This is a genomic window from Streptomyces panaciradicis (genome assembly GCF_023516615.1).
Lineage (GTDB): Bacteria > Actinomycetota > Actinomycetes > Streptomycetales > Streptomycetaceae > Streptomyces > Streptomyces panaciradicis.
In genome coordinates this window covers 59,420-77,874 of the sequence record NZ_JAMGBF010000010.1, presented here as the reverse complement: position 1 = coordinate 77,874, position 18,455 = coordinate 59,420, and the positions used below count along the sequence as shown (strand labels likewise).

Below are 18,455 nucleotides of genomic sequence, written 5' to 3'. Positions count from 1 at the left end.
CCTGCCCCGGCGGGGGTCGCCTCCCTGTCACTCGGAGGCGGAAGCGGAACCCTCGTCGTCGCGGTTGGCGAGGGCGCGGGCGAGGCGGTCGCGGCCGACGACCATGACGCCGTCGGACTTGTACGGCTCGGCCCCCGTGCCGTCCAGAACGCGCTTAAGGTCGAGGAACGACCACTTGCCGTAGGCGTCCGCGTTGAGCGTGCCGAGCCGGGACAGCACGTCCTTCGTGCGCACCCGCTCCGCCGTGCCGACCACCGACGCGATGTCGGTGAGCGGGTCGTGCTCCTCACCCTTCTCGATGGCGTGCAGGGTGGTCACCCCGTCGCGCAGCGCCTTGGCGCGGTCGGTGATGGCTTCGGCTGCGTCGTCGTCGATGTAGTGCGTGCGCACCGTGATGGACGACTGTCCGGCGGGGATGGCGATGCCGTCGGAGGCGACGACCAGGGTTCCCCGGTCCAGGCCCGGACGCAGCAGGTTCGGCGCGGCCCCACCGTCGACAGCCTTGTCCCCCAGTGCCATACGAGCCTGCGACTCGGTCCCCAGCGCCAGGGAAGCGCGCGTGTGGGCGCCCTCCCGAACCAGCTTGGGCAGGTTCTCGTTGGTGGGGTCCTGGGTGCCCTGCCACATCAGGACGTTGACCGCACGGCCCTGGTTGTGGATCTTGCGGACGGCCATGAAGTACCGGGAGTTGGCCTTGGAGCCGCCGTAGGGGCGCTTCTGGTCATCCTTGGCGGGGCACATGAACGCGACCTGTGCCTCGTCGACCAGCACGATCAGCGGCGGGAAGGTGGTGCCGGGCGGGGCCTGGATGCGGCGGTTCATCTCGTCGACGGCGCCTTCAACCATCTCGGTCACCTGGATCACGTGCTCATCGGTCGGACCCTGGATCAGGGTGGTGGCGAGGCCGTCGAACATGGCCCAGTCGCCCACGCCCTTGAGGTCGCCCATGAGGAACTGCACCGACTTGTCCAGCGACAGCCACAGCGCGAGGGAGCGCAGGGCGACGGTCTTGCCCTGGTTGGACAGGCCGGTGATGAGCAGGTGGCGCTGATACAGGCTCAGCGCTGCCGCATCGCCGCGCAGGTCCTGTCCCCAAGGGGCGCGACCCTTGGCGTAGTCGGCGGTCATCGTGTCGTCGGTGACCAGCGGAGAGGGGCCGATCGGCTCGTCCAGCGCGCCGGAGTCGGCGATCCACAGCCGCACCGTGCGGGCGGCCTGCGGGATGGTGATGAAAACTTCGTGCTCGTGCCGGGTGAGGTTCTCGGCCAGCTTCCGGCGCCGGTTCTGCACCTCGATCGTGGAGACCCCGGAGGGGAGCGTGACGTCGACCTCGACGCCGCATCCGGCGATCCGGATCGGACCCAGCATGCCCGCGCCGGCGTCCCCCATCTCCGCAATCGCCTTGCGCAGGGCGGGCACCCCCAGGTCGCGCAGCGCCTTGACGACGATGGACGGGGTGATCGGCTCACCCTCGCCCGACCGAACATTCGCGGGCAGGGCCCACGCGGGTGCGGCCTGCTGCTTGCTGCCGACCGCCCACATGCCCAGCAGGGCCAGGAACGGGCCGACGGCGAGGGCGGGACCCCATACGATCTGCACGATCCGGATCAGCAGGCCGATGAAGTCGATGGTGGCGCTCAGTGGGGTGATGATGTCGGTGACGTCGTGGTTGTGGATGGCCATCACGACCCCGAGGGCGATCAGCGTGCCGATGCTCATTCCGACGCCGACCCCGACGCCCTTGGCCACGTCCACGGGGGAGTGGAGCAGGTCCATGCGGCGGCGGTGGCGTGCCTCACGGAAGCGCTGAAGACGCTCCTCCCACTCTTCGGCCACCTCGTAGTTCCCGGCGGCCTCGGCGGCCCGCAGCATGCGCTCGTAGCGGGCGCCGGTCTTGCCGTCCCAGGTGCGGCGGGCCACGATCCGGCCCCCGTTGACCGTGTAGAGGCCGTGGCGGGCCACCGTGCGGACGGTCGTCTTGGTGGTCTCGTGCGTGACCACGGTGCGCACGGCGCGGCCGGAGCGCACCCACAGCGGCACGGGCTTGCCCGGGGCGGGGTCGGGGACGACGGTCAGCGTGGTCACGCTGGCCGTGTCGGCGGACGGTTCCAGGTCGGGGCTCTTGTGGAGACTGACGACGTTCTCGGACATGCTGAACGTGCTCCTGACTGCCCTGATCAGGGCGGGAGTTGAGGGAGAGTGCCGGGGTGGCCGGGTCCGTGGCAGGGACGGCCACCCCGGGGCAGATCAGCGGCCCTGACGGGCCTGGTTCTCGATGTCGCTGAGCTGGGACGGCTCGGTGCGCGGGCCGTCGACCCAGCAGAACGGGCGCAGACCAGCGGCGGCCCTAAACACCCGGAGCGCGACACCGGACGGCGCGTCCGGGAGGGCGTAGACGCGGCCGGAGGCGAGGGAGGCCAGCAGCCGGGCGCCATGGTGCTCGCACCCGTGGGCGCCGTTGCAGGCCGCGTCCAGCACGGTCACCACAACCGGGCCGACACACGGCGTGGGGTCTTCCGCGTGCGCGGCGCGACAACGCTGGTTCATGCTCACCACCAACTCGCCTTCTTCTTGGGCACGATCTGGTCCGGGGGGCAGCCGTTGTGCATGTGGTCCAGGCACGGCTTGCAGTCCTCGCGAGGCTTGAGCCTGCGGTGGATGCTCCGGTCGTAGGCGTGCTGCCAGCACTGCCGGCACTGGCCAGGAGGCGTCTTGCGTGCGGCCATGGTCACCACCACCCCGAGGACTTCTTGGCGGCCTTCTCCTTGGCGGCCTCGTTGACGATGCGCTGCCGCTCGGTCTTGAGCGCGGTTAGTTCGGCGATCAGCCGGATCTGGGCGGACTCCGAGACGGAGTCCATCTGCTGTTCGGCGCGGGCGGCGCTCTTGCCCCGCGCCACCCGGTAGGAACCGCCGACCAGGCCCCGGAGCACCTGACGGCGTTCCTGGCTGGTCAGGGGCCACATCTCGCCGTTGCTGACGGCTTCCAACTTGCGTTCCGTCAGCCGGATTTCCTTGTCCAGGCGACGGGTGTCGGGCTTGCCCATGTCAGGCACTCCAAGGGTCGGGATGGCGGGGACGACACGTGCGGGGGCGGGCATCAGGCCGCCGTCACGCGCTTCCAGGCCGCCCTCAGGCGCACCTCGGAAGCGGAGTGTCCGGACGCGCGGAAGCGGGTGGCCATCTCGCGGTACGACAGCGCGGGCACCTGGCTGTGGCGGATCTCGTCGACCAGCGTGTCCAGCTCGGCATCGCTGAGCGCGGGACCTTCCAGCGCGGCGACCGGCTCGACCGGCCCCCACACGGGCAGCTCCCAGCGGGGCGTGACGCCGGGCGTGACGGGGCTCGTCACGCTGGTCAGCGTCCTGCCCGTGCCCTCGCCCTGCCGCGCGCTCTCCAGCGTCGACCAGGCACCCGCGAGGGTCTTGGCGGTCTTGGCCTGGACGCGTGCGACGCGTGCCCCGGCGGCCGTCACGGCGGCCAGTCGGGTTTCCTCGGTGGTGGCTTCGGCCCGCAGGCGGGCACGGGCCACGGCGGCTTCGTCGCGGGCTTCCTGCTGGATGCCCCAGATCGCGTCCAGAGCGAGGGTGGTCAGCGCGGTGCGCTCCCACAGGCTGTGCACGAGCCACAGGGCCTTGGCGGCGATCGGCAGCCAGGAAACGGCCAGCCACGCCCCCGCCGACTGCTCAGCGGTCAGGGCGTGAGCGACCAGGACGCCGGAAGCGATGAGGCCGAACGACCAGCCGACGGCGGTCACGATGCGGTTGTGGTCGCCCTGGGCGGCCAGGCGCCGTTCGTAGGCGAGGGTGGCCAGCCAACCCCCGTCGATGCCCAGACCGACGACCAGCGCGACCGGCCACGGCACGGCCGTACCGAGCCACATCATGACCACGGCGAGGGTGAGCACCATCGACACGGCCGTCATCGCGACGGCGGGCAGCACGGTCTTGGTGGACTTGGTGTTCATGCCGCACCTCCCAGCGCGAGCGCGGCGGCGAGGATGAGCAGGGCGCCGCCGGCAAGGGTGAGGTCGACCGCGCGGCGCAGGCCCGTGAACTTGACGACCGCGAGCCGGGACAGACCGGCGATGTCGGCCGCGAGGTCGCGGGAGAGGGCGTCGGTGATCTGCTCGGGGGCGAGGGTGGCCCACAGCGGGAACCCGTGCCGCCCCGACAGGTTCGGCCGCACCGACCGCAGCAGCAGTCCGGCCGCGATGACCAGCAGCGTCATGCCGAACCCGCCGACCGCACAGGCGGGCGGGTTCAGGGGCAGGGCGCGGGCGAGCGTCCAGCCGCCGGCCAGCACCGCGCCGACGAACGCCAGCAACAGCGCCGTCTTGTTGTCGGTCCGCGCGATCTCCGCCTTCACCTCAGCGTGCGCGGCCGTCAGGTGCTGCTCGCGGGTGCTCACGCGGCACCCCCGCTCACGCCGAAAGCGCGGTTGGCCAGCGCGCGCCGTTCGACCAGCACCCGGTTGCGGGCCCGGCGGACGCGCCGGGCGTCCAGCTCGTTCGGAGTGCGGTCGAGGGTGACGATGTGCGCGTCGAGCAGGTCGACCTCCGCCAGGATCAGCGGAGACTCCAGCTCGATGGCGTCCAGCTCAGCGTCCGTCGGCTCCATGAAGTCGGCGAACGCGGTAACAACGTCCTGAACAGTGACGATGTGGTCCATTGGGTCGTGCTTCCTTTCAGCAGGGGAACGGCCCGAACAGCGGCTCCCGGGTGGCACCCCGGGAGCCGCGCGCCGTTGGAGTCGGTCATTCCGGCTCCCCGCGCCCCGCCCGTACGACCACCACGCACGGGGCGCTGGTCGGACGGGCGGGGGAGACAACCGGCCGCGACAGAAACCGCCGCGAGGCCAGGAAGAGACGGACCGGGGAGTCGTTCAGGTGCCGTCGGTCAGTCCGTTACGGCGGCACCTCAGGTATGTCGTCGGCCCATGCCGACCTCCCGCGAGTAGCAGGGATACGGCTTCCACCGGTACGCCGTTGCCCCAGCGGACCGGCCCCGAGCCGGGAACATCGGGCGCGTCATCGTCACTGCTCTGACGCCAGCAGGGCGGCGCGCACCAGGTGGCAGGCAACGGGTTGACCTCCCGAAAGGAAAGGATGATCCCGAGGACTGTTCTCCAGAGCTGGCACGCAGGGCGGGACAGGTTCACCCGCCACGAAGTGGCCGCCGTCGGCCATCACCCGGGCCGCAACGGGGACGGGGACTCACACCCCGTCGAACTTGAATCCCTATTGAATTCTCAACCAACTGACGCTGTCTTCGTACTCGCCCCTGTGGGGCTTTCCTCCGGGCGTTGGTGCAGCTCCGAGGCGGTGCGCCCGCGTTTAATGCGGACATACCGGGACACGGTGGCCCTCGGTCGACGTTTCGACCGGCGGGCACATCCCTAAGGTTCCCTAGGGTTCCCTGCGGTGTCAAGCGGTAAGCTAGGGAACCTCAGGGAACCAAGACGAAGGAGCAGGCGAAATGGCCGGTCAGGCCGACAACCGGGCGCCGTACGCGAAGATTGCCGCCCACTACGCGGAGCTGATCACGTCCGGCCAGCTACCGCCGGGAACGCTCTTGCCGAGCATCAAGAACCTGTCGGAAGAGTGGAGCGTGAGCACGGCCACGGCTGAGAAGGCGTTGCGCAAGCTGCGCAACGAAGGCATGGTTCGGGGCATCCACGGGATCGGAACGGAAGTCCTAGACCAGCCGGGCCCGATGTCGTCGGGATCTCAGCGTCAGGACCGGGGCCGCCGCACCGGATCAAGTTGGGGGTCCGGTGAGCGGTCCGACTCGCACAAGGCCGATGTGGTCCCTGCGCCTCTGGAGGTGGCGCAGGCTCTCGGCATCGAGCCGCGATCCGACGTGATTCGCCGGAGCCGGGTGTACCGGGACCGGCACGGCATCGTGGCGCACAGCACGTCTTGGATCCCGGCTCGATACGGCAAGCTGATCCCGCAGTTGGCGAACAGCGAGCGATTGACAGGGGGCACCTCACTCCAGCTCATCGCCGAAGCGACCGGCCTCCCGATCAGTCATCGGATCGACACTGCGTCAGCGCGCCTGCTCACAACGGAAGACACCGAGCGCTTGGAGTTGGACCCGGAGAACCCGCCGACGGAACCCGTTGTCGTGATGACCGCGAAGTTCATCGACATTGAGAACAACGTTGTGGAATACGGCGTTGACCTCGGTGGGCCTGGTCGCACATGGCGGACGGAATCGGAGGTTTCCCCGTGACGACCGTGGATGACACGCTCTTGAGCGTGCTTGAAGATCGGATGGACGCTCTACTTACCGCCCGCCGTATCGGCACGCTCACGCCCGAAGCCGAAGTGGAAATCTCCGCGATCTCCCAGACCCTCACGAGACCAATGACCGCACGTGCGCCGTTCTGTGTCCTCATGGCCGGGCTTCCTGGCTCCGGCAAGACCACGCTGTCCCGAGTCCTCACCGATCGCGGGTTCGTACGCCTGTGCCCGGACGAGGAAATGTACCGCCGGCACGGCGTGTACGGCGTGGACTTCCCGCGGGGTACTTTCCCCACCCTTGAGCGACCGGTCCTGGAGGAAGTCGCGGTTGAGTTGCGCGAACTGCTTCAGTCAGGACGTGACGCCGTGGTTGACCATGGCTTCTGGACACCGGACGATCGCGCCCGGTGGCGCACCATTGCGACCGACGCTGGCGCCACTCCGCTGCTGGTATACCTCGAAGCGAGCCATGACGAACTCTGGTCAAGGGTCAACAAGCGCAACAAGTTCCACGCCGACGATCCGAATTCGATCTACTTTTCCGAGAGTGACCTTCAGCGCTACCGGACCCGCTTCGTCCCTCCCGGGGCGGCCGAGCCGCACATCACTTACCACGGCAGTCCGGCGGACGTGATCGCGGCACTGGACAGTGAATGAATTTCCTCGGTGCTGGAGCTGACATCAATTGCTATAAAATGCTGACTCAGGTAGAGCCGTCACGCGAATAGTCGGCAAAGCGAACAAAAGCGCCGATCAGCAGGATTACTGTCAGACTCTCCAGGGCTCCCAAGACCCATCCAGCAACACTGGGAGATTCCTTTCCGAAGAAGATAGCCAAGGCAACCGCTGACGGGACGCAAAAAGCAGCGATGTCGACCACGATCTGTACTTTCTTCCTCCATACGCGATCAACGTCTGAGCGGTGGTAGCTCTCCCACCCCAAGACTGCGTCACCGGTAAACCCATGGCCATTCAGTGCAGGTAGCAGCTTCTCGCGGATATACCTACCAATGGAGGAGATTTTCTCGTCGTTGACGAGATAAGTCCATCCCAAGACGGAGATAGCGAAGGGAGGAATGAGCAACGTGTACGCGCGCCCGGCTCCACCAAAATAGAAGGCAAAAATGGCGCCGGCCGTGGCTAGAGCTACGTAGATCAGATTATCTCGAAAGCCGATGCGACGCACCTGCTCCTCTTTGAGTCTTTCATACTCAACTTTGAGGATTTCGTAGGTCATTCGTTGCTCACTCTTTGTAGTGGATTGCGGGCCCTCATCTCTACCTAATCAATGCGGGTAGTAGGGCATCAGGTCACTTGCGCGAAGCTCGTGGTTTACTTCTCCCGGCCGCCTCTCGCTGATGACCCAGCAATCATCCCCCCCGATCTCGAAAATCCAATCCATGCAACTTCCGCAGGGCGTGAATCTTTCTCGCTCGGCAGCGATTAGGACAGCTACCAATCTTCCCGCGCCCGCAGCAACGAGGGACGAAATAGCGTTGGTCTCCGCGTGAATGTCGTGGGACCTGAACCTGTGCTCGACGTTGCAGCCTTGGAAGATGCGCCCATCATCCGCCAAAGCGGCACAACCAACAGGCGTGGGACCGTGAACTCTGGCGTGAGATCGCGCGTCCCAGGATGCAAGAGACAAGGACTGTCGTTGCTCCGGTGTCAGCTCAATCACTTGAGCCCCCGCCAGTTGAAATGCTTGCCATTAGCGTATTCCACCTATCTTGTTGGAACGAATTGCGGGATGTGCTGGCCAGCTGTTGCACGAGCGGAGCTACGGCCTGCGGCCAGTTTAGAGGTTGCGGCCGAACATCAAGGACTCTGGCCAACTCCTGCAACATCTTCGCATCGAGATTTTCTGCTGCTAGTTGTTCCCCTAGCCATGCGACGATATTGGTTCTCAGGGAAGCATCATCGGTATTCGCCGCAACTTCAATCAGTGCGCGTACGGCCCCGTACCTCACCCATTTATCGGGATCGTTGACTAAAGACTCGACCACTGCTGCGGTTTCTGGGCTCGGATGGAGTCCCAACACATGAACAACCCGCCAGCGAGTCACGGGCGAATCATGTCGAGCTATAGCCAGAAGCCTTTTCCTTCCGTCGGCCGTAAGCCTGCACCTCCGGAGTACGTTGGCAAGCGTCCAAGCCTCGATAGGGTCGTCGGAAGCTAGGCTTTCGACTATATCGGCGCCGACGTATTCACCATCTTCAAATGTGAAGATGGTTCGCCAGCGGATAAAGGATGGGTTGGATGAAGGTACCTCCTCAACCACTCGGAAAAGTTCCGCTCTGCTTGATGCGGTCAGCATTTTCCTAGCAGTGTCTGACCCGTTTAGCCTGAGTGCATCAGTAGCCGCCTGAACAGTGGCCGCGACAGGATCCCAGCGCTTGTCGGCAAGCATGGCCAAAAGTTCTACCTGCATTTCGCGCGTAACGCGTCCAGGCACGAGAGAGTATGCAGCGCCAAAGTAATTCCAATCGTACACCAATCGCACGAACTCGTCCGCAACCGCTGGATCGTGAATTTGATCCACGGCAAGACGTAGAGAATCAAAGGAAGCGGCACCCGTGGTGACGACATCAAATGCCCCAGGTCCCCATGTGCCCCTGTGTTGGACTAGGTGGCGAGACGCAAGAAAGTCATGAAATAGGTGATGCGCGAACCAGACAAAGGTATCGCTTGTGCGAATCAGATCGTTATCTTCGAGCGCTTGAAAGAGCGGTTTTTCTACTCGGCTCTTAAAGTCTGAAAGCGGGATCAGCATTCCTCTTTCGCGGGAATATGACGCGTAACAGACCTCACTTAGAGTGTTAAGCCCCGCAGCCTTCACTTGAGCCATCTTCGAAAAGTACGACTCAATCATTTTGGCAGCGCTTCCATCAGTTAGATGAAAAGTCGTTGCCTTGTCGAGGAAAAATGGGTTTCTGAACAACTCAAGAGCCGCTTCCGACGGCCTACTATCTTCTTGGGTTGTACTCCAGAAACCTTCGACTTGATCTTTGGAAAGGGGTAGTACGGTTGCAAGCGTCCAACGGTCGAGCGGTACTTGCCGTCTGACCAAACGCTCACTGACGATGACGCTGATGAAGGGGAACCTTCTGGCTAGCTCGTCTAGCGCGTCAAGTGCGGGTTGTGACAGCTCTCTCGGAATCTCGTTTAGGCCGTCAGCAAGCAGCAATAGCATTGGAACTTCCGACGAGCTGGTCAGCACCGGCTTCAATGATGGGCGACTCAAGCCGATTAGAGCCTGAACGAAAGACTCAGGCTCCGTGCTTCTGATTGCCGAGGGGAGATCTCTCAACGGAATCCAGATCGGAATCACGTTTTCGGTGCTGGCGGCCGCCGAGGCGCCAGCTCGGGCAAGGAGGTGCGTCTTACCGCTGCCAGCTTCCGCAGAGAGCAGAACTCGACCAGACTCAATTGCCAGTCGCGCAAGCTCATCTTCTTGTGCCACTTCATCCCATTGACCGGAGATGAGCTGATCGTATGAATGGGGAAGTGCGATGGTCAGGCTGAAAGGAGTGCGTCCACGGCTGATTCTTGCGAAGAAGTCGAGGGCATGGTGTTTCATGCGAGCCCAAGTTGCTTCTTCTTCCCTGGTGGCGGTCATGCCGCAACCTCCGGAGTGCGCCGTGGATCTGGTTCCATTTCGACGATATCTGTTACAACTCGCCACGTGAAGTGGCTTGCGATCGCGCAGGCGTATGGTCGCCAGAGCTTTCGACTCTCATCGTTCTGCGGATCATCGATTATATCTGACACGCTTCGCACGATGAGTAGGCGTGGATTGTATTGTGGATTGTTTCTAGAAGCGGCTACCCCGCGACAGAGCCCCACAGACTCCATATCGATGGCTACAGCTTCATCATATTCCTGCACGATTCGCTGTTGCTCTTCTGAATCGGGGTCGCCGTAGATCTTATCTCCAGCCACGAGGCTTTCAACGTGAACCTTGGGTTGGCAGCCTTCGGGGAGCTCGCTCCTTAGCGTATCTGTGAGCCACGAGTGGTCATCTCTTAGCGGGGCCACATAATCCTGATGCAGATTAATGGAGGGATAATCGAAAGGAATGTATCGTCGGCGCGCTCCTTGGCTGCTCAGTTTAGCGAAGGAGCAGTAGTGGATATATGGAGGAATGATTACGTCGCCGACTGAAACGTCGGCGCGCCCATTGATGCCGCCAGCGATACCGCAAAGCACGAGGAGTTCCGGTTGCCAGTGCTCGATTACATCTCTGACCTTCTCGCCTGACTGGATGTTGTTTCGATCGATCTCTCGGTGGACGACGTTCGGGTACTTGGCATCGCTGCCCTCAGCGACGTAATAAGGTTTCCCCCGTAGGCGCTGCGTTAGGCCCCCGACCTCTCTGAAGGCTTCGCTCTCCTCTTGCACGGCTGTCAGCACTGCCACGCGGGCATGGCCAAGTCGCCCACCGGTAAGCGGCATCGTGTCCCCCTGGTGTCAACCCCAACACGGTTAACGCTCTCGCGCCGTAGTCGCAGATGTTACTTCGGTGACTACGTGGCAGGGAGGTCTCCGTACAGGTCGTGTCTCTCTGTGAGAGCAGGGTGCTGGCAACACCTTGAGGGCGAGCCCGGGGGCTGTACTGTCGTGGTCGGTGCAGACCGAGATGCCCACCGGAGCGCGGCTCTCGACGGTGCTCTGTAGGGGACTGATTCCCCCAGATGGCCCCCGGCAGGAGCTGCTGCGGCCATGTGGGCTGGTCAGAGCCTGCTGAGCCAGCCCGCTGTAAATCTGCCGGCTCAGCCTTCCCAGGTTCGAATCCTGGCGCCGCCACGCTGAGAAAGAGACCCCCTCCGAACTGTGGAAACGCAGCGCGGAGGGGGTCTTTTCGTGTTACGGCACCCGTTCGTCCTGCTCCCGCAGGGCCGACTGCATGTGGCGGCAGCGGTCCATGGAACGGCGGCGCGTCCAGAGGGTCCACCAGGCGATGCCGATCAGGAGGACGGCGCAGAACATCGGGAGGGAGAGCGAGCCGGTGGCGGCGCCGAGGACGAGCACTCCGACCGCGATGAGGGTCATCAGCCCCAGCCAGTACGGCAGCCACCTTCCCGCGCGGTCCATCCGCCGCAGGTGCTCGGCGACCAGTCGGCGCATGATCGCCCGTTCCGCGGGATCGCTGGGCACCTCGCGGTCCCGGATCTTGCGCTCGAGGTCGGCGAGCCTGCGCGAATCGGTGCCGGTCGCGCGGCCGATCCTGCGGCGCTGTACGGCCGTGAACGCGACGCCGATACCCGTATAGAGCGCGCTGCGCAGCACCCAGGACACCGGATGCTCGTCCGGGCGGGAGAACAGGGCGGTGATGGCCAGGGCCAGGAGGAAGGCCAGGACGGCCTGTGCGGTCAGACTGCGGTCGAGCCGGCGCTTCAGGGCGCTCACGGCGCGTATCTCCTCGTATTCGACGGGGGGTTGCCGCTGACGTATCCCGAATACCCCGCACAACGAACCGTATTGACCGCGAAACGGGGCGCCATGGTCGCTCCACATTCACCCGACCATTCGCCGGACCCCGCACGCGCTCTCCTCGCCCCCGCACCGGCCGACGACGGCCGGCGGACGGCGCGCACCTGTGCCGGTAGGCCGGATTCGTCACCGCGCGGGGGAGACTGATCCCATGTCCACTCGCCGCAGACGCTGCCCCGAATGCCGTCGTGAGATCGCCGTCGTCGCCGGCCGCTTCGCACGGCACGACCCGCCCGGCGCCCGCGAGCACGGTGCCCTGGTCTCCTGCCCCGGCTCCCGCCGCCAGGCCGAGGCCGACGCCGCCCAACCCGCGCTGGACGGCTACGTCGTCCCCGAAATGCCGGGCCAACTGCCCCTCTTCTGACCGCCGGTCAGGCCGGCGGCGCGCCCAACCTCAGTTCCCCGCCACCGACTTCACCGCGACCGACACCGGCGTCGACCCGCCGACCAGTTCGAGCGTCAGGCCGGCGGTCGCGGCGGAGTCCACCAACTCGGCGAGCACGGCGGCCACATCGTCGCGGGGGATCGCGGCGCGGCCGGTGTGCGCCTCCAGCCGTACAAGACCCGTGCCGGCGTCGTTCGTGAGCATCCCGGGGCGCAGGATCGTCCAGTCCAGTGCGTCCAGACCCTGGATGTACCGGTCGGCCTCGCCCTTCGCCCGCAGGTACACGTCGAACACGTCGTCGCCCTCGTGCGCGGGGTCGGCGCCCATCGACGAAACGACCACATACCGGCGTACGCCCGCACGGACCGCCGCGTCCGCGAACAGGATCGCCGCCGCCTTGTCCACCGAGTCCTTGCGCGCGGTACCGCTGCCCGCGCCGGCGCCCGCCGCGAACACGGCCGCGTCCGCCCCGCGCAGCTGCTCCGCGACCTCCTCGACCGAGGCCGACTCCAGATCCAGGACGATCGGTTCGGCCCCTGCCTCCCGCAGATCGTCGCCCTGCTCGGCGCGGCGGATGATCCCCGCGACCTCGTCCCCGCGCGCGGCGAGCAGCCGTTCCAGCCGCAGCGCGATCTGACCATGACCACCAGCGATGACAATGCGCATGCTTCCGACCGTACGCCCGGCTGACCGCATCCGCCGCACGACTTCTGCCACGCCACAAGAGCGTGCGCCTGCCGTCTATGTAAGACACCTCACCCGCAGGCACCCCCCTCTGCAACTCCTCGCCACCGCCGCGCAGCCACCCGTCCTACGACACCTCGCCCCGCCCCTGCCGAGGCAGCCCCAACTCGGCCGCGGCGGCGGAGTTGCAGTACTCCCGTACCGCGCTCGTCCGGGCCACCACCCGCCCCCGGTGCACCACGATCCGGCTGTGCGCCAGCGACAGCGCCCCCGACAGCCGGTCGCCGCGCACCGCGAGCAACTCGGCCGGGAAGCCCGCCTCGACCCGGACCTCGGGCAGCCCCAGGACCGCGCGGGCCGACGCGCTCACGGCGTCGTAGGCATCCTCGGGACGCAGCCCGTAGCGGGAGGCGAGCAGGTAGGCCGCCTCCAGGGGGTCACCGCGTCCCACGGGGTTGGACAGGTCCCGCAGCGCACCGCTGCCCGCGGCGACCCGCACGCCGGCCGCGCGCAGCAGCCGTACCGGGGCCGTGCCGCGCCGGTCGGTGCCGGAGCAGCCGCCCTGCGGCACGCACACCACGGTGACCCCGGCCGCCGCGAGCTGGTCGGCGGTGCGCCGGGCCGCCTCGGCGGGCATCCGTCCCAGCCCTCCGCACGGGCCGAGGGTCACGCCGGGGCGCAGCCCGCCGGCCATCGCGGCGAGGCGCGCGAGGCGGGCCGGGTCGTCGGCGTCGGTGTGCAGGTCGACGGGACAGCCGTACTCGGAGGCGATCTCCAGGACGGCTTCCACGTAGCCGGTCGGATCGGGGTCCAGGTCCGGGGACCCGCCCACCACCGACGCGCCCATCTTGACCGCGTCGCGCAGCACGGCGAGCCCGTCCGCGCCGGCGACCCCGGTCAGCACCCTCGGCATCGCCACGGCCGTCAGCTCGGTCAGTCCGCGCAGCGAACGCCGTGCCCGCAGTACGGCGGCCAGCGCGCCGAGCCCCTGCACGTCGCCCACGCGCACGTGTGCCCGCAACGCCGTCGCTCCGTGCCCGAGTTGCAGCAGTGCCGCCTCCGTGGCGCGTCGCTGGACGTCCTGGGGGTCGTAGGAGGCGGGGCCGTCGCCGTCGGCCGAGAGCGCGGTGTCGCCGTGGGCGTGCGGCTCGGCCGGGGCCGGCAGGAGCAGATAGCCGCTCAGGTCCACCCGCGCCCCGCACGCGCGCGTGCCGCCCACCGCCAGGCTTCCCGCCGTGCCGACCGCCTCGATGCGCCCGCCGCCCAGCCGTACGTCCACGGTCCGGCCGTCGGTCAGCCGCGCCCCGCAGAGCAGGAGAGCGGCGGGATCGCCCGGACCGGAGGAGCCCGAAGAGCCGGAGGGTGACGAGTGGGGCGGCTGCGGCTGGCTGTCGGGCATCGCGCTCCTGGGACAAGGGGACACAAGATCACGCAGAGTGAGTCGAGCCTAGGGTGGTGATCCGTCGTCGGCGGGGAGGAGCGCAATAGTCGTACCGGTGTGGTCATCCGTGCGGGGGGCGACCTCAGGGGCTGGTGGGGAGGCCGCAGGAAGACCGCCGGCGGCCCGCCGACGAGACCGGGACGGGGGCCGCGAAACGGATTTGGGTGAACGGCGGCGGACCGTGTAATGTCTTCATCGCTCGCCCCAATAGCTCAGTCGGCAGAGCGTCTCCATGGTAAGGAGAAGGTCTACGGTTCGATTCCGTATTGGGGCTCTGGTGTGAGAGGTTCCCGTCGCGAGGCGGGAACGGATCACATCACAGCGGTGTAGCTCAGTCGGTAGAGCAAGCGGCTCATAATCGCTGTGTCACCGGTTCAAGTCCGGTCACCGCTACTGACAGTAGCCGATTGCGGGGTCGGTCCTTCGATCGGCTACTCTTCTATGCGTTAAACCATCCCATCCGTTCGTCAAGGAGCACTCACGTGGCTGCCACCGACGTCCGCCCGAAGATCACGCTGGCCTGCGTGGAGTGCAAGGAGCGGAACTACATCACCAAGAAGAACCGGCGTAACAACCCGGACCGTCTTGAGATGAAGAAGCACTGCCCGCGTTGCAACGCGCACACCGCGCACCGCGAAACGCGATAAATCAGGCTCGTACACGAGGCCGCCCCCACCACAAGGGGGCGGCCTCGCGTCGTTTGAGCCGGCGCAGTGAACGTAAGTCATCGACACCAGGAGGTGCCGAGCCATGGCGCTCGACCAGTCCTTCGTGGGGCGGACGTACCCGCCCACCGCCCCCTACGAGGTGGGCCGGGAGAAGATCCGTGAGTTCGCGGAGGCGGTGGGGGACACCAACCCCGCGTACACGGACCCGGAGGCCGCCAAGGCGCTCGGTCACCCCGACGTCGTCGCCCCGCCGACCTTTGTGTTCGCCATCACCTTCAAGGCGGCGGGACAGGTCGTCCAGGACCCGCAGCTCGGCCTGGACTACAGCCGGGTCGTGCACGGCGACCAGAAGTTCTCCTACGCCCGCCCGGTGCGGGCCGGTGACCGGCTGACCGTCACCTCCACCATCGAGGCGATCAAGTCCATGGCGGGCAACGACATCCTGGACATCCGCGGCGAGGTTCACGACGAGGCGGGCGAACACGTCGTCACCGCCTGGACGAAGCTCGTCGCCCGCGCGGCAGAGGAGGCGTGAGGAAGAACATGACGGCGAAGATCGCATACGACGACGTCGAGGTCGGCACCGAACTGCCCGCCCAGACCTTCCCCGTGACCCGCGCCACGCTCGTCCAGTACGCGGGCGCCTCCGGGGACTTCAACCCCATCCACTGGAACGAGAAGTTCGCCAAGGAGGTGGGCCTCCCGGACGTCATCGCGCACGGCATGTTCACCATGGCCGAGGCGATCCGGGTGGTCACCGACTGGACCGGCGACCCGGGGGCGGTCGTCGAGTACGGCGTCCGCTTCACCAAGCCCGTCGTCGTCCCGAACGACGACCAGGGCGCGGTGATCGAGGTCGCCGCCAAGGTCGCCGCCAAGCTCGACGACAACACGGTCCGCGTGGACCTCACGGCGACCAGCGCCGGCCAGAAGGTCCTGGGCATGTCGCGGGCGGTCGTCCGCCTGGCGTGAGCCACGCGCGCGTGGCGACGAGGTAAGGGGCGCCCTCCATCACGAGGCGCCCCTTACTCAACCCATCCTCCTCGCCTCCCTTGACGCAGTTAGTGATTGAGTACTAACTTTCTCGCATGGTCAGGATGAGCGCAGAAGAGAGGCGCGAGAGCGTCATCCGCGCGGCGACGGCCGAGTTCGCCCGCGGCGGCTACTACGGCACCTCCACCGAGGCGATCGCCAAGCGCGTGGGTGTCTCGCAGCCGTATCTCTTCCGCCTCTTCCCGGGCAAGAAGGCGATCTTCCTCGCGGCGTCCCAGCGCTGCCTGGAGGACACGATCCGCACCTTCCAGGAGGCCGCCGAGGGCCTGGAGGGCGAGGAGGCCCTGCGTGCCATGGCGAACGCCTACACCAAGGTCATCGCCGAGGAGCCCGAGCGGCTGCTGATGCAGATGCAGATGTATGTGGCCGTCGCCGCCGCCGAACAGGCCGGTGAACCCGAGCTCGGCGAGCAGGTGCGGGCGGGCTGGATGCGCCTGTGGGACACGGTCCACCTGTCGCTGGGCGCCGACACCGACGAGACGACGACTTTCATGGCGTACGGGATGCTCATCAACTGCCTCGTGTCGATGGGCTTCCCGCCCGGGCACAGGATCTGGGAAGGGCTGTACCCGGAAGCGCGCCTCAGGGGCCGGCTGGAGAAGTAGAAGGACAGGGGGCGAACGCCCGCCCGTCACAGCGGATTTCTCTGTCCGCAAAAGTTAGTCATCAATAACTAATCACTCACTGAATCTCATCCGTCGACCCTCTGGGGGAGCGATGTCAGAGCAGACCGCACGTCGCGGGGGAACCGTCTGGGCCCTCGTCATCACCAGCGTCGCCGGATTCATGGCGGCCCTCGACAACCTCGTGGTCACCACGGCCCTGCCCTCCATCCGCAAGGATCTGGGCGGAGCCCTGGACGACCTGGAATGGACGGTCAGCGCCTACACCCTGACCTTCGCCGTCCTGCTCATGTTCGGCGCGGCACTCGGCGACCGCTTCGGCCGGCGCCGCCTCTTCCTCACCGGCCTCACGATCTTCACCGGTGCCTCCGCCGCCGCGGCCATGTCGACCGGCATCAACGGCCTGATCGCCGCCCGGGCGGTCCAGGGAGTCGGCGCGGCGATCATGATGCCCCTCACCCTCACCCTCCTCACCGCGGCCGTCCCCGCCGCCAAGCGGGGGATGGCGTACGGCATCTGGGGCGCGGTCAACGGCCTGGCCGTGGCCTCCGGCCCGCTGATCGGCGGCAGCCTCACCGAACACGTCTCCTGGCACTGGATCTTCTGGCTGAACGTCCCCCTGGGCATCGCCCTACTGCCCCTCGCCCGCCTCCGCCTGGCCGAGTCGTACGGCACCGGTGCCCCGCTGGACATCCCCGGCACCCTCCTGGCCAGCACGGGCCTGTTCGGGATCGTCTACGGCCTCGTCCGCGGCCCCGCCGACGGCTGGACGGCACCTCTCGTCCTCACCGGCCTGTTCGCGGGCGCCGCGCTCCTCACCGCCTTCGTCCTCTACAGCCTGCGCGCCAAGAACCCCATGCTGCCGATGCGGTTGTTCCGCTCCCGGGCCTTCTCCGGCATCAACGCGGCGAGCCTGCTGATGTTCCTCGGCATGTTCGGCTCGATCTTCCTGCTCAGCCAGTTCATGCAGGGCGTCCTCGGCTACTCGCCCACCGAGGCGGGCCTGCGGATGCTCCCCTGGACCGGCATGCCGATGCTCGTCGCCCCGGTGGCCGGCATCCTGTCCGACCGCATAGGGGGCCGCCCCGTGGTCGCCGCGGGTCTCTTCTTCCAGGCGGCGGGCCTCGGCTGGATGGCCGCGGTGGTCGACCCAGGCGTCTCCTACGCCGCCCAGCTCCCCGCGCTGATCATCAGCGGCATCGGCATGGGCCTGTTCTTCGCTCCGGCCGCCAACCTGGTCATGTCCAGCGTCCGCGGCACGGAGCAGGGCATCGCCTCCGGCGCCAACAACGCGCTGCGCGAGGTGGGCGGCGCACTGGGCATCGCGATCATGTCCTCGATCTTCTCGTCCCAGGGCGGCTACGACTCCGCCCAGACCTTCGTCGACGGCCTCCAGCCGGCCCTGGTCACCGGCGCGGCGGTGGTCGCGGTCGCGGGTGCCGCGGCTCTGCTGATCCCCAGGCACCGCGCAGCCCACCCGACGCAGGCCGCCCCGGCGGAGGACCCGGCCCCGACCCTGGACCCCATCGCAGGCTGACCCCAGCCCCCGGGAAACGGCCCCACCCTCAAAGGCGGGGCCATTTCCCCGTACCCCAGCGGGTGGGCTCCACGCGGCCCGCACCAAGAGGCACCGCCGCGCCCACCCGTGCCGCCCAAGCGGCACGACTGCCCGCGGCTGAGGAGCGGCTGCCCTCCCCGGGGCCCGCCCGGCACAAGCTGAGGCGCTGCAGCCGTTCCAGCCTCTGTTGGTGGATTTGTACCGGGCCGCAGACGCGTACGGCGGGGAGGGGGTGTGGTGGGGGGTGTCCGCCCGCAGTGACGGGCGTCAACGCACAGCTCCTCTCGGCCGACGGGACCGCCCG

Annotated in this window: 22 protein-coding genes and 2 tRNA genes; 10 read left to right on the top strand and 14 right to left on the bottom strand. The window is 67.0% G+C overall.

What is annotated here, in order from left to right:
- Positions 1-27: 27 nt before the first annotated feature.
- From M8J74_RS04525 to M8J74_RS04495, 7 genes are all read right to left on the bottom strand, one after another.
- Positions 28-2,151 carry an FtsK/SpoIIIE domain-containing protein gene (locus tag M8J74_RS04525; protein ID WP_249835156.1) on the bottom strand — a complete coding sequence of 708 codons (2,124 nt, stop codon included), beginning with the start codon at positions 2,149-2,151 and terminating at the stop codon, positions 28-30.
- A gap of 96 nt (positions 2,152-2,247) precedes the next feature.
- A complete protein-coding gene (locus M8J74_RS04520) occupies positions 2,248-2,547 on the bottom strand; it encodes a hypothetical protein (RefSeq protein WP_249835155.1) in 300 nt (99 codons plus the stop codon).
- A gap of 2 nt (positions 2,548-2,549) precedes the next feature.
- Complete coding sequence (locus M8J74_RS04515) at positions 2,550-2,726, bottom strand: pRL2-8 (RefSeq protein ID WP_249835154.1); 177 nt, start codon at positions 2,724-2,726, stop codon at positions 2,550-2,552.
- Positions 2,727-2,728: 2 nt separating this feature from the next.
- On the bottom strand, positions 2,729-3,046 hold the full coding sequence (locus M8J74_RS04510; protein ID WP_249835153.1) for a hypothetical protein: 318 nt from the start codon (positions 3,044-3,046) through the stop codon (positions 2,729-2,731).
- Positions 3,047-3,099: 53 nt separating this feature from the next.
- The gene (locus tag M8J74_RS04505) at positions 3,100-3,966 is read right to left on the bottom strand and encodes a protein spdB (protein ID WP_249835152.1); all 867 of its coding nucleotides are present in this window, start codon (positions 3,964-3,966) and stop codon (positions 3,100-3,102) included.
- Positions 3,963-4,409 (bottom strand): Pycsar system effector family protein, encoded by a 447-nt coding sequence (locus M8J74_RS04500; RefSeq protein WP_249835151.1) that lies wholly within the window; start codon positions 4,407-4,409, stop codon positions 3,963-3,965. The genes M8J74_RS04505 and M8J74_RS04500 overlap by 4 nt, the downstream gene beginning before the upstream one ends.
- On the bottom strand, positions 4,406-4,669 hold the full coding sequence (locus tag M8J74_RS04495) for a DUF6284 family protein (RefSeq protein WP_249835150.1): 264 nt from the start codon (positions 4,667-4,669) through the stop codon (positions 4,406-4,408). Before M8J74_RS04495 ends, M8J74_RS04500 begins: the two co-directional genes overlap by 4 nt.
- Before the next feature lie 806 nt (positions 4,670-5,475).
- On the opposite strand from M8J74_RS04495, the gene M8J74_RS04490 reads away from it, so the two are divergent.
- Together M8J74_RS04490 and M8J74_RS04485 are read left to right on the top strand one after the other, a co-directional pair.
- Complete coding sequence (locus M8J74_RS04490; protein WP_249835149.1) at positions 5,476-6,234, top strand: GntR family transcriptional regulator; 759 nt, start codon at positions 5,476-5,478, stop codon at positions 6,232-6,234.
- Positions 6,231-6,902, top strand: a complete 672-nt coding sequence (locus M8J74_RS04485; RefSeq protein WP_249835148.1) for a P-loop nucleotide/nucleoside kinase family protein — start codon at positions 6,231-6,233, stop codon at positions 6,900-6,902. Before M8J74_RS04490 ends, M8J74_RS04485 begins: the two co-directional genes overlap by 4 nt.
- Before the next feature lie 46 nt (positions 6,903-6,948).
- Here M8J74_RS04485 and M8J74_RS04480 read toward each other — a convergent pair whose 3' ends face one another.
- The 5 genes from M8J74_RS04480 to M8J74_RS04465 form a co-directional block, all read right to left on the bottom strand.
- The gene (locus M8J74_RS04480) at positions 6,949-7,482 is read right to left on the bottom strand and encodes a hypothetical protein (protein WP_249835147.1); all 534 of its coding nucleotides are present in this window, start codon (positions 7,480-7,482) and stop codon (positions 6,949-6,951) included.
- 48 nt (positions 7,483-7,530) lie between these two features.
- The gene (locus tag M8J74_RS44960) at positions 7,531-7,926 is read right to left on the bottom strand and encodes a cytidine deaminase family protein (protein WP_372500106.1); all 396 of its coding nucleotides are present in this window, start codon (positions 7,924-7,926) and stop codon (positions 7,531-7,533) included.
- On the bottom strand, positions 7,919-9,865 hold the full coding sequence (locus tag M8J74_RS04475) for an NACHT domain-containing protein (RefSeq protein WP_249835146.1): 1,947 nt from the start codon (positions 9,863-9,865) through the stop codon (positions 7,919-7,921). Before M8J74_RS04475 ends, M8J74_RS44960 begins: the two co-directional genes overlap by 8 nt.
- Positions 9,862-10,665 (bottom strand): 5'-methylthioadenosine/S-adenosylhomocysteine nucleosidase family protein, encoded by an 804-nt coding sequence (locus M8J74_RS04470; RefSeq protein ID WP_249835145.1) that lies wholly within the window; start codon positions 10,663-10,665, stop codon positions 9,862-9,864. The genes M8J74_RS04475 and M8J74_RS04470 overlap by 4 nt, the downstream gene beginning before the upstream one ends.
- Before the next feature lie 447 nt (positions 10,666-11,112).
- The gene (locus tag M8J74_RS04465) at positions 11,113-11,655 is read right to left on the bottom strand and encodes an MFS transporter (protein WP_249835144.1); all 543 of its coding nucleotides are present in this window, start codon (positions 11,653-11,655) and stop codon (positions 11,113-11,115) included.
- A gap of 235 nt (positions 11,656-11,890) precedes the next feature.
- On the opposite strand from M8J74_RS04465, the gene M8J74_RS04460 reads away from it, so the two are divergent.
- A complete protein-coding gene (locus M8J74_RS04460) occupies positions 11,891-12,103 on the top strand; it encodes a hypothetical protein (protein ID WP_058923789.1) in 213 nt (70 codons plus the stop codon).
- Positions 12,104-12,133: 30 nt separating this feature from the next.
- Here M8J74_RS04460 and M8J74_RS04455 read toward each other — a convergent pair whose 3' ends face one another.
- Complete coding sequence (locus M8J74_RS04455) at positions 12,134-12,790, bottom strand: NAD(P)H-binding protein (protein ID WP_249835143.1); 657 nt, start codon at positions 12,788-12,790, stop codon at positions 12,134-12,136.
- A 145-nt stretch (positions 12,791-12,935) separates the two neighbouring features.
- Positions 12,936-14,207 carry an amidohydrolase family protein gene (locus M8J74_RS04450; RefSeq protein WP_249835142.1) on the bottom strand — a complete coding sequence of 424 codons (1,272 nt, stop codon included), beginning with the start codon at positions 14,205-14,207 and terminating at the stop codon, positions 12,936-12,938.
- Between the two features lie 243 nt (positions 14,208-14,450).
- On the opposite strand from M8J74_RS04450, the gene M8J74_RS04445 reads away from it, so the two are divergent.
- The 7 genes from M8J74_RS04445 to M8J74_RS04415 all read left to right on the top strand — a co-directional run bounded on the left by M8J74_RS04445 (position 14,451) and on the right by M8J74_RS04415 (position 18,130).
- A tRNA-Thr gene (locus M8J74_RS04445) sits at positions 14,451-14,523 on the top strand.
- 46 nt (positions 14,524-14,569) lie between these two features.
- A tRNA-Met gene (locus M8J74_RS04440) sits at positions 14,570-14,642 on the top strand.
- Between the two features lie 89 nt (positions 14,643-14,731).
- Positions 14,732-14,896, top strand: coding sequence for a 50S ribosomal protein L33 (gene rpmG / locus M8J74_RS04435; protein WP_003948671.1), 165 nt, complete (start codon positions 14,732-14,734; stop codon positions 14,894-14,896).
- 103 nt (positions 14,897-14,999) lie between these two features.
- Positions 15,000-15,452: a MaoC family dehydratase N-terminal domain-containing protein gene (locus M8J74_RS04430; protein ID WP_249835141.1), complete on the top strand. Its 453-nt coding sequence runs from the start codon at positions 15,000-15,002 to the stop codon at positions 15,450-15,452.
- Positions 15,453-15,460: 8 nt separating this feature from the next.
- The gene (locus tag M8J74_RS04425) at positions 15,461-15,889 is read left to right on the top strand and encodes a MaoC family dehydratase (RefSeq protein WP_249835140.1); all 429 of its coding nucleotides are present in this window, start codon (positions 15,461-15,463) and stop codon (positions 15,887-15,889) included.
- A 116-nt stretch (positions 15,890-16,005) separates the two neighbouring features.
- Positions 16,006-16,575: a TetR/AcrR family transcriptional regulator gene (locus M8J74_RS04420; RefSeq protein ID WP_249835139.1), complete on the top strand. Its 570-nt coding sequence runs from the start codon at positions 16,006-16,008 to the stop codon at positions 16,573-16,575.
- A gap of 112 nt (positions 16,576-16,687) precedes the next feature.
- Positions 16,688-18,130 carry a DHA2 family efflux MFS transporter permease subunit gene (locus M8J74_RS04415; protein WP_249835138.1) on the top strand — a complete coding sequence of 481 codons (1,443 nt, stop codon included), beginning with the start codon at positions 16,688-16,690 and terminating at the stop codon, positions 18,128-18,130.
- The last annotated feature ends 325 nt before the right edge of the window (positions 18,131-18,455 follow it).

Bases quoted from the DNA above. Each gene is read 5' to 3' on its own strand.
- M8J74_RS04525 (WP_249835156.1), bottom strand. From the start codon at position 2,151: ATGTCCGAGAACGTCGTCAGTCTCCACAAGAGCCCCGACCTGGAACCG.
- M8J74_RS04520 (WP_249835155.1), bottom strand. From the start codon at position 2,547: ATGAACCAGCGTTGTCGCGCCGCGCACGCGGAAGACCCCACGCCGTGT.
- M8J74_RS04515 (WP_249835154.1), bottom strand. From the start codon at position 2,726: ATGGCCGCACGCAAGACGCCTCCTGGCCAGTGCCGGCAGTGCTGGCAG.
- M8J74_RS04510 (WP_249835153.1), bottom strand. From the start codon at position 3,046: ATGGGCAAGCCCGACACCCGTCGCCTGGACAAGGAAATCCGGCTGACG.
- M8J74_RS04505 (WP_249835152.1), bottom strand. From the start codon at position 3,966: ATGAACACCAAGTCCACCAAGACCGTGCTGCCCGCCGTCGCGATGACG.
- M8J74_RS04495 (WP_249835150.1), bottom strand. From the start codon at position 4,669: ATGGACCACATCGTCACTGTTCAGGACGTTGTTACCGCGTTCGCCGAC.
- M8J74_RS04490 (WP_249835149.1), top strand. From the start codon at position 5,476: ATGGCCGGTCAGGCCGACAACCGGGCGCCGTACGCGAAGATTGCCGCC.
- M8J74_RS04480 (WP_249835147.1), bottom strand. From the start codon at position 7,482: ATGACCTACGAAATCCTCAAAGTTGAGTATGAAAGACTCAAAGAGGAG.
- M8J74_RS04475 (WP_249835146.1), bottom strand. From the start codon at position 9,865: ATGACCGCCACCAGGGAAGAAGAAGCAACTTGGGCTCGCATGAAACAC.
- M8J74_RS04460 (WP_058923789.1), top strand. From the start codon at position 11,891: ATGTCCACTCGCCGCAGACGCTGCCCCGAATGCCGTCGTGAGATCGCC.
- M8J74_RS04455 (WP_249835143.1), bottom strand. From the start codon at position 12,790: ATGCGCATTGTCATCGCTGGTGGTCATGGTCAGATCGCGCTGCGGCTG.
- M8J74_RS04450 (WP_249835142.1), bottom strand. From the start codon at position 14,207: ATGCCCGACAGCCAGCCGCAGCCGCCCCACTCGTCACCCTCCGGCTCT.
- M8J74_RS04430 (WP_249835141.1), top strand. From the start codon at position 15,000: ATGGCGCTCGACCAGTCCTTCGTGGGGCGGACGTACCCGCCCACCGCC.
- M8J74_RS04425 (WP_249835140.1), top strand. From the start codon at position 15,461: ATGACGGCGAAGATCGCATACGACGACGTCGAGGTCGGCACCGAACTG.
- M8J74_RS04420 (WP_249835139.1), top strand. From the start codon at position 16,006: ATGGTCAGGATGAGCGCAGAAGAGAGGCGCGAGAGCGTCATCCGCGCG.
- M8J74_RS04415 (WP_249835138.1), top strand. From the start codon at position 16,688: ATGTCAGAGCAGACCGCACGTCGCGGGGGAACCGTCTGGGCCCTCGTC.